The organism is Amycolatopsis thermalba (assembly GCF_003385215.1).
GTDB lineage: Bacteria > Actinomycetota > Actinomycetes > Mycobacteriales > Pseudonocardiaceae > Amycolatopsis_E > Amycolatopsis_E thermalba.
In genome coordinates this window covers 1-12,082 of the sequence record NZ_PQHW01000076.1, presented here as the reverse complement: position 1 = coordinate 12,082, position 12,082 = coordinate 1, and the positions used below count along the sequence as shown (strand labels likewise).

15 protein-coding genes are annotated in these 12,082 nt (G+C 71.8%); 5 read left to right on the top strand and 10 right to left on the bottom strand.

The features are described 5' to 3' along the window. Positions 1 to 335 precede the first annotated feature (335 nt). The 6 genes from D0D15_RS25400 to D0D15_RS25375 all read right to left on the bottom strand — a co-directional run bounded on the left by D0D15_RS25400 (position 336) and on the right by D0D15_RS25375 (position 5,751). Entirely contained in the window at positions 336 to 1,202 is an 867-nt protein-coding gene (locus tag D0D15_RS25400) for an aldehyde dehydrogenase family protein (RefSeq protein WP_094004053.1), read from the bottom strand. Further along, complete coding sequence (locus D0D15_RS25395) at positions 1,195 to 2,628, bottom strand: aldehyde dehydrogenase family protein (protein ID WP_094004054.1); 1,434 nt, start codon at positions 2,626 to 2,628, stop codon at positions 1,195 to 1,197. Before D0D15_RS25395 ends, D0D15_RS25400 begins: the two co-directional genes overlap by 8 nt. Beyond that, a complete protein-coding gene (gene deoC / locus D0D15_RS25390) occupies positions 2,628 to 3,581 on the bottom strand; it encodes a deoxyribose-phosphate aldolase (protein WP_094004055.1) in 954 nt (317 codons plus the stop codon). The genes D0D15_RS25395 and deoC overlap by 1 nt, the downstream gene beginning before the upstream one ends. A gap of 57 nt (positions 3,582 to 3,638) precedes the next feature. Next, a complete protein-coding gene (locus D0D15_RS25385) occupies positions 3,639 to 4,526 on the bottom strand; it encodes a CU044_5270 family protein (RefSeq protein WP_094004056.1) in 888 nt (295 codons plus the stop codon). Beyond that, a complete protein-coding gene (locus tag D0D15_RS25380; RefSeq protein WP_094004057.1) occupies positions 4,519 to 5,085 on the bottom strand; it encodes an RNA polymerase sigma factor in 567 nt (188 codons plus the stop codon). The genes D0D15_RS25385 and D0D15_RS25380 overlap by 8 nt, the downstream gene beginning before the upstream one ends. Before the next feature lie 72 nt (positions 5,086 to 5,157). Further along, a complete protein-coding gene (locus D0D15_RS25375; protein ID WP_094004058.1) occupies positions 5,158 to 5,751 on the bottom strand; it encodes a DUF1707 SHOCT-like domain-containing protein in 594 nt (197 codons plus the stop codon). Positions 5,752 to 5,857: 106 nt separating this feature from the next. Here D0D15_RS25375 and upp point away from each other — a divergent pair, with 106 nt between their 5' ends. Both upp and D0D15_RS25365 read left to right on the top strand, forming a co-directional pair. Then, positions 5,858 to 6,481, top strand: coding sequence for a uracil phosphoribosyltransferase (gene upp, locus D0D15_RS25370; protein ID WP_094004059.1), 624 nt, complete (start codon positions 5,858 to 5,860; stop codon positions 6,479 to 6,481). Continuing rightward, positions 6,471 to 7,073, top strand: a complete 603-nt coding sequence (locus D0D15_RS25365) for a class I SAM-dependent methyltransferase (protein WP_094004060.1) — start codon at positions 6,471 to 6,473, stop codon at positions 7,071 to 7,073. Before upp ends, D0D15_RS25365 begins: the two co-directional genes overlap by 11 nt. Here the strand turns inward: D0D15_RS25365 and D0D15_RS25360 are convergent. After that, entirely contained in the window at positions 7,034 to 7,639 is a 606-nt protein-coding gene (locus tag D0D15_RS25360; RefSeq protein ID WP_094004061.1) for a TetR/AcrR family transcriptional regulator, read from the bottom strand. The genes D0D15_RS25365 and D0D15_RS25360 overlap by 40 nt on opposite strands. 83 nt (positions 7,640 to 7,722) lie before the next feature. Here D0D15_RS25360 and D0D15_RS25355 point away from each other — a divergent pair, with 83 nt between their 5' ends. Continuing rightward, positions 7,723 to 8,127: a MerR family transcriptional regulator gene (locus D0D15_RS25355; RefSeq protein ID WP_094004062.1), complete on the top strand. Its 405-nt coding sequence runs from the start codon at positions 7,723 to 7,725 to the stop codon at positions 8,125 to 8,127. After that, complete coding sequence (locus D0D15_RS25350; RefSeq protein ID WP_162830658.1) at positions 8,124 to 9,104, top strand: aldo/keto reductase; 981 nt, start codon at positions 8,124 to 8,126, stop codon at positions 9,102 to 9,104. Before D0D15_RS25355 ends, D0D15_RS25350 begins: the two co-directional genes overlap by 4 nt. 13 nt (positions 9,105 to 9,117) lie before the next feature. On the opposite strand, the gene D0D15_RS25345 is transcribed toward D0D15_RS25350, so the two are convergent. From D0D15_RS25345 to D0D15_RS25335, 3 genes are read right to left on the bottom strand one after another with little or no spacing between them, the layout of a single operon-like run. Beyond that, on the bottom strand, positions 9,118 to 9,516 hold the full coding sequence (locus D0D15_RS25345) for a hypothetical protein (protein WP_094004063.1): 399 nt from the start codon (positions 9,514 to 9,516) through the stop codon (positions 9,118 to 9,120). Between the two features lie 58 nt (positions 9,517 to 9,574). Continuing rightward, positions 9,575 to 10,027, bottom strand: coding sequence for a flavodoxin family protein (locus tag D0D15_RS25340; protein ID WP_094004064.1), 453 nt, complete (start codon positions 10,025 to 10,027; stop codon positions 9,575 to 9,577). A 20-nt stretch (positions 10,028 to 10,047) separates the two neighbouring features. Beyond that, the gene (locus D0D15_RS25335; RefSeq protein ID WP_094004065.1) at positions 10,048 to 10,878 is read right to left on the bottom strand and encodes a helix-turn-helix transcriptional regulator; all 831 of its coding nucleotides are present in this window, start codon (positions 10,876 to 10,878) and stop codon (positions 10,048 to 10,050) included. A 101-nt stretch (positions 10,879 to 10,979) separates the two neighbouring features. Between D0D15_RS25335 and D0D15_RS25330 the strand changes: the two genes are divergently transcribed. After that, positions 10,980 to 11,696: an SDR family NAD(P)-dependent oxidoreductase gene (locus tag D0D15_RS25330; RefSeq protein WP_094004066.1), complete on the top strand. Its 717-nt coding sequence runs from the start codon at positions 10,980 to 10,982 to the stop codon at positions 11,694 to 11,696. Positions 11,697 to 12,082: the final 386 nt, after the last annotated feature.

Genomic DNA, 12,082 nt, shown 5'->3' with positions numbered 1-12,082 from the left:
GCCACCCGTCTCCACCGCGGCTCGCGTTTCCGCGCGGCGGCCCGCCCGCTGAGGTGCGGGGCCGCCACGGGCGCCCCCGCGGCCGCCACCGGGACCGCTGAGCCCGCCGAGGGTTTGCTTCGGGGCGCGGCGGTCACCGTGACCGCCGGGCTACCGACCCCGCCGATGGCTTGCGCGGCGCCTGGCGCAAGCGACCCCGCGACCGGCCGCGTCCTCCGGGGCCCGGCCCCGCCGCGAGTCGCGGCCCGGTGGGTTCACGCCCGTCGGTTCCTGCCGAGTCGCGGCAGCTTCCCCGCGCCGAAGCCGTGGGGAGGCCACTCGCGACCCCGCGACCGTCAGACACCCATCGGGTGCCAGACCGTCTTTGCCTCCAGGTAGCGCCGTAGCCGGGTGATGTCCGGCCGCTGCGTCCAGTCCGGCTCCTCCGCCGGCACCGCCAGCACCCGCTTCACCGTGCCCGCCGCCTCCCGGGCCAGCTCCGCCCGCGCCTCCACATCGGCGCCCGTCGGGTCCAGGGCGTTCACGTCGCCGTGCGAGGCCAGCCACGGCCCCAGCTCCGCGGCCCGCCCGGTGAGGATGTTCGCCACCCCGCCCGGCAGGTCCGACGTCGCCAGCACCTCCGACAACGTGATCGCCGGCAGCGGCCGCTCCGCGCTGCTCACCACGACCGCCGTGCACCCCGTGGCCAACGCCGGCGCGAGCACGCTCACCAGTCCGAGCAGCGACGACTTCTGCGGCGCGAGGATCCCGACCACCCCGGCCGGCTCCGGCACGGTGAACGAGAAGTACGGCCCGGCCACCGGGTTCGCCGCGCCCAGCACGCTCGCCACCTTGTCCGTCCACCCCGCGTACCAGACCCAGCGGTCGATCGCGGCGTCCACGACCGCCTCGGCGCGACGCCCGGACAACCCCTCGGCCGCCCCGACCTCGGCGACGAACTGGTCGCGGCGCCCCTCCAGCATCTCCGCGACCCGGTACAGCACCTGTCCGCGGTTGTACGCGGTCGCGCCCGACCAGCCGCCGAACGCCTTGCGCGCGGCCACCACCGCGTCGCGGACGTCCTTGCGTGACGCGTGCGCCGCATGAGCCAGGAAGTTCCCCTTGCTGTCGCTCACCGGGTACACCCGGCCGGACTCCGAGCGCGGGAACTTGCCGCCGATGAACAGCTTGTACGTCTTCGCGACGGTCACCCGCTCAGACATCGAGGTATCCCTCCAGACCCGTGCGGCCACCCTCGCGGCCGAAGCCCGACTCCTGGTAGCCGCCGAACGGCGCCGCCGGGTCGAAGCGGTTGAACGTGTTGGCCCAGACCACTCCGGCGCGCAGCCGGTTCGCCATCCACAGGATCCGCGAGCCCTTCTCGCTCCAGATCCCGGCAGACAGCCCGTAGGGCGTGTTGTTGGCCTTCGCGACCGCCTCGTCCGGCGTGCGGAAGGTGAGCACCGACAGCACCGGCCCGAAGATCTCCTCGCGCGCGATCCGCATCGACTGGTGCACCCCGGAGAACACCGTGGGGGCGAAGAAGAACCCGCGGCCGGGCACCGGGCACGGGCTGGTCCACCGCTGCGCGCCCTCGGCCTCGCCGGAATCGGCCAGCTCCCGGATCTTGCCCAGCTGCTCGGCCGAGTTGATCGCGCCGACGTCGGTGTTCTTGTCCAGCGGATCGCCCAGCCGCAGCGTCGAGATCCGGTACCGCAGCTTGTCCAGCAGCTCGTCGGCCACGGACTCCTGCGCGAGCAGCCGCGACCCGGCGCAGCACACGTGCCCCTGGTTGAAGAAGATGCCGTTGACGATGCCCTCGACGGCCTGGTCCAGCGGCGCGTCGTCGAACACCACGTTCGCCGCCTTGCCGCCCAGCTCCAGCGTGAGCCGCTTGGGCGTGCCCGCGACCTGGCGCTGGATCAGCTTGCCGACCTCGGTCGACCCGGTGAACGCGATCTTGTCCACCCCCGGGTGCCCGACCAGCCGCGCGCCCACGTCACCGGCGCCCGGCAGGATGTTCACCACGCCCGGCGGCAGCCCGGCCTGCTGGCAGATCTCGCCGAACACCAGCGCGGTGAGCGGGGTCGTCTCGGCCGGCTTGAGCACCACCGTGTTGCCGGTGGCCAGCGCGGGCGCGATCTTCCAGGCCAGCATCAGCAGCGGGAAGTTCCACGGGATGATCTGCCCGGCCACGCCCAGCGGCTTCGGATCCGGGCCGAAGCCGGCGTAGTCGAGCTTGTCGGCCCAGCCCGCGTGGTAGAAGAAGTGCGCGGCGACCAGCGGCAGGTCCGAGTCCCGGGACTCCTTGATCGGCTTGCCGTTGTCCAGCGTCTCCAGCACCGCCAGCTCCCGCGAGCACTCCTGGATCAGCCGCGCGATGCGGAACAGGTACTTCGCGCGCTCGCTGCCCGGCATCGGGCCCCACGTCTTCTCGAACGCCTTGCGCGCGGCCTTGACCGCGGTGTCGATGTCGGCGGCGCTGGCGGTGGAGACTTCGGCGAGGACCTCCTCGGTCGCCGGGTTGACGGTCTTCAGCGGTTCGCCGCCGCCGTCGACGAACTCGCCGTCGATGAACGGCCGGTAGCTCGGCTTGAGGTTCGCCAGGTCGCGCGACTCGGGCGCGGGCGCGTACTCGAAGGCAGGCATCAGTCCACCGCCACGTAGTCGGGGCCGCTGTAGTGGCCGTCGTGCTGGGTGCGCCGCTGCAGCAGCAGGTCGTTGAGCAGGCTGGAGGCGCCGAACCGGAACAGCTCCGGGGTGAGCCACTGCTCGCCGGCGACCTCGTGCACGGCCACCAGGTACTTGATCGCGTCCTTGGTGGTGCGGATGCCACCGGCCGGCTTGACGCCACGCAGCTCGCCGGTCGCGGTGAACCAGTCGCGCACGGCCTGCAGCATCACGTGCGTGACCGGCAGGGTCGCGGCGGGGGAGACCTTGCCGGTGGAGGTCTTGATGAAGTCGCCACCGGCCAGCAGGGCCAGCCAGGACGCGCGGCGCACGTTGTCGTAGGTGACCAGCTCGCCGGTCTCCAGGATGACCTTCAGGTGCGCGGTGCCACACGCGGCCTTGATGGCCTGGATCTCCTCGAACACCGCGCCGTACCGGCCTTCGAGGAAGGCACCGCGGTCGATCACCATGTCGACTTCCGTGGCGCCGGACTCGACCGCCAGCGCCACGTCGGCCAGCTTCACCTGGCGGGACGACCGGCCGGAGGGGAAGGCGGTGGCGACGCTCGCGACACCGATGTCCGTGCCCTTGAGCCCTTCGACGGCCGTCGCGACGAGGTCCGGGTACACGCACACCGCGGCGACCTGCGGCGTGTCCGGGCGGTCCGGGTCGGGACGCCGGGCCTTCGCGGTCAGCGCGCGGACCTTGCCGTGCGTGTCGGCGCCCTCGAGCGTGGTCAGGTCGACCATCGAGATCGCGGTGTCGATGGCCCAGAGCTTGCTGGACTTCTTGATGCTGCGGGTCGCCAGGGCGGTGGCCCGGGCCTCGACCCCGACCTGGTCCACGCCGGGCAGGCCGTGCAGGAAGCGCCGGAGGCTCGCGTCGTCGCGGGTGGCGTCGGCGAGAGCGGCCGGCAGGGTGGGTGCGCTCACCCCGTAGAGGCTAGTACCGGACCGCGTCCCCGTGCGGAGACGCGGTCCGGTCGGGAACTACGGCGTTTGCCCGGCCTCGTCGACGAGCCCGGTGGCGAGCAGTGCCTTACCCGCTGCCCGGCCGTCGTGCGAGGTCGTGGTCCAGCCGAGGACCTGGTAGGTGTCCCGGTCGAAGACCAGCGTGGTCATGTCACCGGCGTTGGTGGTGGTGCGCGTCACGCCGAGCCCGTGCCGGCCCGAAACGTCCCACATGTCGTCGATCAGTTGCACCCCGGGCACCGTGGCGGCGACGCGGTAGAGCGCGGCCTTGAGGTCGGGCGGGGCCGCGCCGTCGACGAGGTGCGCGATCATCTGGAAGGCCCACTGGTCGACCGTGTAGAGGTTCTGGACGCCCAGCCGGTCCAGATCACCCTGGACCTGCCGGTAGATCTCCGCGCGCAGCGCCGCCGGGTCGGTCGGCAGGGTCTCCAGGTAGTCGTAGCTCTGGTTGTACAGCGACGGCTCACCGACTTCGGGAATCACGCCGCGCCAGGGCGCCGCCCGCTCGTCCCGGACCTCCGCCTCGGAGCCGTCCGTCTTCACCCAAGTGTCGACGCGCTTGGGCCGCGTGTCTTCGCTGGAGACGGTCACCGAGCTGGTGTAGGTCCAGTCGCCGTGCCCGGCGGGCGCGGCGGCGGCCGCGTCCGCAGCCAGGGAGAGCACCGTCGCCGCGGTGGCGGGTGGCGCTCCCGGCCCGGAGATGCCCACCATGACGGCGACCGCGGCGGCCGCCGCGACGGCGGCGCCGGAGATCGCCAGGCGTGGCCTGAACCGGGGTCGCACGGCCCGGACCGGCGCCGGGTCGGCGGCCCGTTCCAGGATCGCCATCCGGTGCCTGCTCAGCACGACGGGGTCCGGCTCGGCGACGTCCGGCCGGAGGCGGGTGATCAGGTCGAGGTCATTCATCGTTGTCCTCCATGGGAAGCGCGGCCCGCATCTTCGTGCGGGCGCGGTGCAGGCGGGAACGGACCGTGCCGATCGGGATGTCCAGCGCCAGTGCCACCTCGTCGTAGGACAGGTGCTCCCACGCGACGAGGAGCAGGACGTCCCGTTCCGGTGCGGAAAGCCGGGCGATGGCCTGCCCGAGTGGCTGGGCCGCGGCGCTGACCCGGTCGGAGACCACGTCGTCGTGGTTCTCCTCGTGCGGGGCGGGGCCGGTTCTGGCCAGTGCCCGCAACCGCCGGGCTTCGGTCCGCCGGTGCCTGCTGATCAGATGGGTCGCGATGCCGTAGAGCCACGGCAGCGCGCTCGGGTGGCTGACGTCGAAACGCCGCCGCTTGTCGAACGCGACGAGCATCGTCTGGCCGGTCAGGTCGTCGGCGAGTTCGCTGCCGACCCGGCGGGCCAGGAAGCGGTGCACCGTCGCGGCGTGCCGGTCGAAGATGAGTGCGAAGGCGTCGGCGTCGAACCAGGAGCGTTCGATGATTCCGGCGTCGCTTTCGGTCCGCGCGGACGCGAAGGTCATCGGGCGCCTCCCTCCGGAGGGACGGGTGATCTTGTCACCCTCTATTCGCCCGGCGCGGTGATTGGGTTCGCGCTAGTTCTTCCGCGGTTTGCGCACGACCGTGACCGCGCCCCAGAACGCGAGCCCGGTGACCTTGACGACCGGCGCGCCCGGCGGCGGGGGCTGCGTGGACGCGCCCTCGCGGTCCTGGCTCTCGAAGGCGCCCATGAACCCGACGCCGGTGACCTCGACGATGATGTCGTCGGGCACCACGATGTCGATGCCGCCCATCACCGCGACGGCCGTGATGGTGGTGTGCCGTTCGGCGAACCGGGCGCCGCGCAGGTCCATCTCGACGCCGCCCCAGAACGCGACGCTGGTGTGCTCCGGCGGCACCGTCCACGGACCCTTGCGGGTGACGCCGGACATCACCGCGACGGAGACCTTCGAGCCGGGCACGCCACCGATGCGGTGGTCCGGGGTGAGGGCGCGGGGAGCGGCCGGCTGCACGGCGGCCGACGGCACGCCCGGCAGGTCCGCGACCGGCGGCTCCAGTTCGGCGAGCGTCTTGGCGGCGTACACGGTGTCGAGCCGCTCTTCCAGCTCCTGCACGGTGATCCGGCCCTCGGCGAGCGCGTTGTGCAGGACCTGCGCGACCCGTTCGCGGTCCGCGTCGGAAGCCCGCATCGGCGGGCGCTCGGGAGTCCCAGGCTGTTCCACGGCGCGAGCGTACCGAGCCGCGGCCCATGTGCGGCGGGTTTTCGCCGGTGCCGATCGGCTACCGTGACGCGTCATGGACGTGCTTGTCGTCGATCATCCGCTGGCCAAGGCCAGGCTGTCGACCATGCGTGACGCCCGCACGGACAGCGCGGCCTTCCGGGCGGCCCTGCACGAGCTGACCGTCATGCTGATCTACGAGGCCACCCGCGAGGCGCCGGTCCGCACCGAGCGCATCCACACGCCGGTCGCCCGCACCGACGCCGTCCGCCTGGCGAACCCGCCGCTGCTGGTGCCCGTCCTGCGCGCCGGGCTGGGCATGGCCGACCAGGCGCACAAGCTGATCCCCGAGGCGCAGATGGGTTTCGTCGGCCTGGCGCGCGACGAGGAGACCCTCCAGCCGACGCCGTACATGGAGTCGCTGCCCGACGACCTGTCCGACCGCCCGGTGCTCGTGCTCGACCCGATGCTCGCCACCGGCGGCTCGATGGAGTACACGATCCGGCTGCTCACCGGCCGCGGCGCCACCGACGTCACCGCGATCTGCGCGCTGGCCGCGCCGGAGGGGCTCAAGCACCTGGAGGACTCCGGCCTGCCGGTCCGCGTGGTCACCGCGAGCGTCGACGAGAGGCTCAACGACTCCGGCTTCATCGTCCCCGGCCTCGGCGACGCGGGGGACCGCCAGTACGGTGCCCGCTGACCCGTACTGGAACACCAACGTCGCCCGGCACCGGGACATCCTGCGCGCCGTGCCGGACGGCTGTGGCGACGCCCTGGACGTCGGCTGCGGCGACGGGCTGCTCGCGCGGAAGCTGACCGCGCGGGCGAAGCGCGTCACCGGGATCGACAGCTCGCCGGAGATGATCGCCCGCGCCCGGCAGCAGGGCGGCGGTCCCGAGTTCGTCGAGGGCGACTTCCTCACCGCCGACCTCCCCGCTGAGGGTTACGACTTCGTCTGCTCGGTCACGGCGATCCACCACATGGACTTCGCAGGGGCCCTCACCCGCATGCGCGACCTGCTGCGCCCCGGCGGCACCCTCGTCGTGGTCGGTTTCGCCCGGGAAGCGACCGTGGCGGACTGGGCGATGTGGGCCGCCGCCACTCCCGTCGTGCGGACCGTCAAGGTGCTGCGCGGCGCGAGCGGCCCGCCGGGCATGCCCACGGCCGATCCGGTGATGAGCTACCGCCAGGTCCGGGACACGGCCGGGCGAATCCTGCCTGGCGTGCGCTACCGGCGCCACGTGCTCCGCCGCTACTCCCTGACCTGGGTCAACCGCCACCCGGCCGCATGAGCGCGCAGCGCCGCCTCGTAGGAGCCGGCCACGTCGAAGCCGGGCGGCAGGTTCCCGTTCAGCTCCAGCGACACCAGCCCGTGCACGATGCCCCACGCGCTGACCGCGATCACCTCGGGCGCGACCGGCTGGAACAGCCCGGCCCCGATCGCCGCGCGGACGGTGTCGACCAGCGGCGCGAGCGACTCCCGTGCGACCCGCGACGCCTCCGCCCCCGGCTCGAACCCGGGCACCGCCTTGGTGAACATGATCGAGTACAGGTGCGGGTCGGCCAGCGCGCTCTCCCGGTAGGCCAGCCCGAGCCGCACGAAGTCCTCCACCGGGTCGCCGGACCGCTCGACCCCGCGCAACCGCGCCCCGAACCGCCGGAACCCCTCCTGGTAGACGGCGTTGACCAGCTCGGGCTTGCCGCCGAACAGCGAGTACACGGCGGTGGTCGAGGTGCCCGCGTCGGCGGCGAGCTTGCGCAGGCTGAGCGCCTTCGGCCCGTCCGTGGACAGCAGCTCACCGGCCCGGTCGAGCAGTTTCAGCCGGAGCGCCTCGTCGTGGGTGCGCGGTCGTGCCATGGGCCCAGGCTATCGCGACAGTGTTATCAATCGCCGGATCAGGATTTGACCTGGAGTGCACTCCAGGTCGTAGTGTCGGCACCATGAGCTACTCGATAGCGGAAGCCGCACGTCGCAGCGGGCTGTCGATCGACACCCTCCGCTACTACGAGCGCATCAAACTCCTCGAACCGCCCGCCCGGGACGCCGCGGGCAGGCGGGCCTACTCCGACGACGACCTCGTGTGGCTGGAGTTCCTCACCAAGCTCCGCACCACGGGTATGCCGATCAAGATGATGCGGGAGTACGCGCAGCTGCGGTCCGCCGGTGACGCCGGCGCCGGCCGCCGCCGGGCCATCCTGGTCGAGCAGCGCCGGTCGGTCGCCGAACGCATCGCCGAGCTGCAGGCCTGCATGGACGTCCTCAACTACAAGATCGAGAACTACGACCGGATCTGCGCGCTCATCCCGGGCGCCGCCGGCGTGGTCCGGGAGGAGATCTCCGCGTGATCCCGACCAGGAAGCTGGGCGAACTGGAGGTCGGCGCGCAGGGCCTCGGCTGCATGGGCATGAGCCAGGCCTACGGCGTGCGCGACGACGACGCGGAGTCGATCGCGACGATCCACCGCGCGCTCGAACTGGGCGTGACGCTGCTGGACACCGCGAACGTCTACGGCACCGGCGCCAACGAGGAGCTGGTCGGCCGCGCCATCGCCGGCCGGCGCGACCAGGTCGTGCTGGCCACGAAGTTCGGCATCGTCCTCGGCGCCGAGGGGCAGCAGGTGCGCGGTGACGCCGCCTACGTCCGCCAGTGCCTCGAAGAGTCGCTGCGCCGCCTTGGCGTCGACCACATCGACCTCTACTACCAGCACCGGGTCGACCCGGACGTCCCGGTCGAGGAGACCTGGGGCGCGCTGTCCGAGCTGGTCGCCGAGGGCAAGGTGCGCCACCTGGGCATCTCCGAAGCGTCCGCGGACACGATCCGCCGCGCCCACGCGGTCCACCCGGTCACCGCGCTGCAGAGCGAATGGAGCCTGTGGACCCGCGGCATCGAGGACGAGATCGTGCCCACCTGCCGCGAGCTGGGCATCGGGATCGTGCCGTTCTCGCCGCTCGGCCGCGGTTTCCTGACCGGCAGCATCACGACGGCGGCGGAGCTGCCCGCCGACGACATGCGCCGCAAGCTGCCGCGCTTCGCCGAGGGCAACCTGGACTGGAACCTGCGCATCGTCGAGGCGCTGCGGAAGCTGGCGGCGGAGAAGGGCGTGACCGCCGGGCAGCTGGCGCTCGCCTGGGTGCAGCACCAGGGTGCGGACGTCGTCCCCATCCCCGGCACCAAGCGCCGCACCTACCTGGCGGAGAACGTCGCCGCCGCGACGCTCGAACTGTCCGAAGAGGACATCCGGAGCATCGAGGCGGCCGTCCCCGCGGACGCCGTGGCGGGCGAGCGCTACCCGGCGGCGCTGGCCCGCAACGTCGGCAAGTGAGGGCGGTGGCCGCTCAGGCCACCGCCACCCCGGCCGCGGTCGTGATCATCGCCGCGGCGAGCAGCACCGCGCCGCCGACGGTGACCCCGTGCGCGAGCGGCTTCCGCCCCGGCAGCAGGTTGAGGAACATGCCGCCGGACTGCGCCAGGATCCCGATCAGCAGCAGGACGCTGACCACCCACTGCCCGGCGGCGCCGAGCCCGCCCGCGGCGACGAGTTGCAGGGTGATCAGCGCCAGCACGAGCAGCACACCGGCGTGCGCGTGCCCGGCGCGGAAGGAGGCCCGTTGCTCCTCGGTGAGCCTGCGCTTGCGGAGCAGGGCGAGCAGCGAGTACCCGCCGAACATCACGGTCGGCAGCGAGACCAGCGCGATCACGGTGAACAGCTGGGTGGGACCGGACAGGACGACCATCGCGAACTTCCTCTCTGGGGGAGATCCACGACTATCGTAACAGTGTTACGTAACTCTGTTATTCCATCAGCCCGGCAGCCATGGTGGCGCCGAGTTCCCAGCACTTCTCCAGATCGGCCTTCGACGGTTCCCCGGTCACGGTGACGAACTGCGCCGCCTTCTCCCAGCCGAGCCCGGTGGTGATCGACTCGATGCCGCGGACCGTCCCGGAGACGTCGCTGCCGCCGTGCACGTAACACCCGAACGGGCGGCCCCGCGTGGAATCGAGGCACGGGTAGTAGACCTGGTCGAAGAAGTGTTTGAGCGCGCCCGCCATGTATCCGAGGTTGGCGGTGGTGCCGAGCAGGTAGCCGTCCGCCTCCAGGACGTCGGTGGCGGTGGCCGCGAGGGCCGCCCGCCGCACGACGGTCACCCCTTCGATCTCGTCGGTGGTCGCGCCGGAGACGACGGCCTCGAACATGGCCTGCACGTTCGGCGAGGGCGTGTGGTGCACGATCAGCAAGGTGGGCACGCCTGACGAGCGTGCCGTGGTCAGCGCGCCGGTGCAACCGTGCCGAGGAGCTTGAGCAGCTGTAGCGCCTCGTGCCCCGGGCTGCCGGGCTCGGCGGTGTAGAGGATGACCCGCTGGTCGCGGTCGCAGACGAGCAGCACCTCGCACTCGACCTGGAACCGGCCCACGCGCGGGTGGTGCAGCGTCTTGGTGCGGCCGCGCCACCCGATCACGTCGTGCCGGGCCCACAGCTCGCGGAACTCCGCGCTGCCCGCCAGCAGGTCCTCGATCAGCTCGCGCAGCCCCGGGTCGTCGGGGTACTTCGCGGCGGCTGCGCGCAGTTCCGAGGCGAGGTTGATGCCGAACTGCTCCCAGGTGTCCGGGTAGCGGCCGGTGCCGGGCCGGAGGAACCGGTCGCGCGCGAGGTTGCGCTCCCGGGGCGGCAGGGCGAAGAGGTCGTCGAAGATGACGGCGGCCAGCGGGTTCCAGGCCAGCACCTCGTACTTGACGTCGACGACCATCGCGGCGGCGTCGTCGAGCCGGTCCAGCAGGTGCCGGATCCCGGACGGCACGTCGGGGGAGGGGCCGGCCGGCCCGGGCTGCTCCCCGGCGAGGCGGAACAGGTGCGCGCGCTCGACGTCGGACAGGCGCAGCGCCCGCGCGATCCCGGACAGGACCGGCCGCGACGGCTGCGGACCGCGGGCCTGTTCGAGGCGCGCGTAGTAGTCCGTGGAGATCGCGGCGAGCGAGGCGACCTCCTCCCGCCGCAGGCCAGGGGTGCGCCGCCGCAATCCGGTGGGCAGCCCGACGTCGGCCGGCCGGAGCCGCTCGCGCCTGGTGCGCAGGAACTCCCCGAGTTCTCGCCTGTCCATGCCTCCAGTGTCCGGGACCCCGAACGCCGGTATCCAGGGACCACGAGTCCCCGGTTGCGCCGTCTCTGCCGCGACCGCTCCCGGCCGCCGAGGGTGGAGGCGTGACAGACACGAAGATCGCCCTCGTCACCGGGGCGAACAAGGGGATCGGCAAGGAAATCGTCCGGCAGCTGCTGGCTGCGGGGGTCACGGCGATCGTCGGGGCACGGGACCCGGAGCGCGGCCGGAAGGCGGCCGAGGAGCTGGGTACGACGTCGGTGGTCATGGACGTCACGGACCAGGCGTCGGTGGACGCCGCGGCCAAGACCGTGGAGCAGCAGTACGGCCGGCTGGACATCCTGATGAACAACGCGGGCGTCGCCCTGGACTGGGGACGAGAGCGTCCGTCCGAGTTGTCCGCCGACGTGGTCCGCGAGATCTACGAGACCAACGTCTTCGGGGTCATCCGCGTGACCAACGCGTTCCTCCCGCTGCTGCGGAAGTCCGAGCGGCCGCGGATCGTGAACACCTCCAGCTCGCTGGCGTCCGTCTCTCTGCAGGCCGACCCGGACTCGCCCCAGTCGGGGGTGCTCCTCCTCGGCTACAACTCGTCGAAGTCGGCGCTGAACGCGGTGAGCCTCTCCTACGCCAACGACCTCCGGGCGGAGGGGATCACGGTGAACGTGTTCGAGCCGGGGTTCTGCTCGACCGATCTGAACGACCACGCGGGGCAGCTCGATCCGGCCCAGGGAGCCGCGGTCGGGGTCGCCGTCGCGCTGGCGCCCGGAGAGGGCGGCACGGCGCAGTTCCACGCCGAGGGCGGTTTCCTGCCTTGGTAGGCAGTTGATCAGCGCTTTTACCGTTAAGGGACCCCCCTGTTCGGACCCCATTCCGGGGCATGTAATCTTCTCTTCGTCGCCAGGGAGACCGGGCCGGCGGGGAGAAAAAGCCCCAAGGGAACGGGATCCGGGCGGGGGGTCACGAACCAAGCTCCCACCGATGGTGGTAGAGTGGGTGACCGCCGCCGGACGAAACCACAGTGTAATCGGAGTTGTGAGACTTCGTGTCGCTGGTTGGTCGTCGGGTGACACAACAAGACGTGTTGTTTGAGAACTCAACAGTGTATTGGTGAGCTAAAGCCAGTTGATTAGCTAGAACCCTTTGTGGGTTCCTTTGAGGCTATGAATTATAGCCGGATCGATTTTCTAGCATTGTTGGAGAGTTT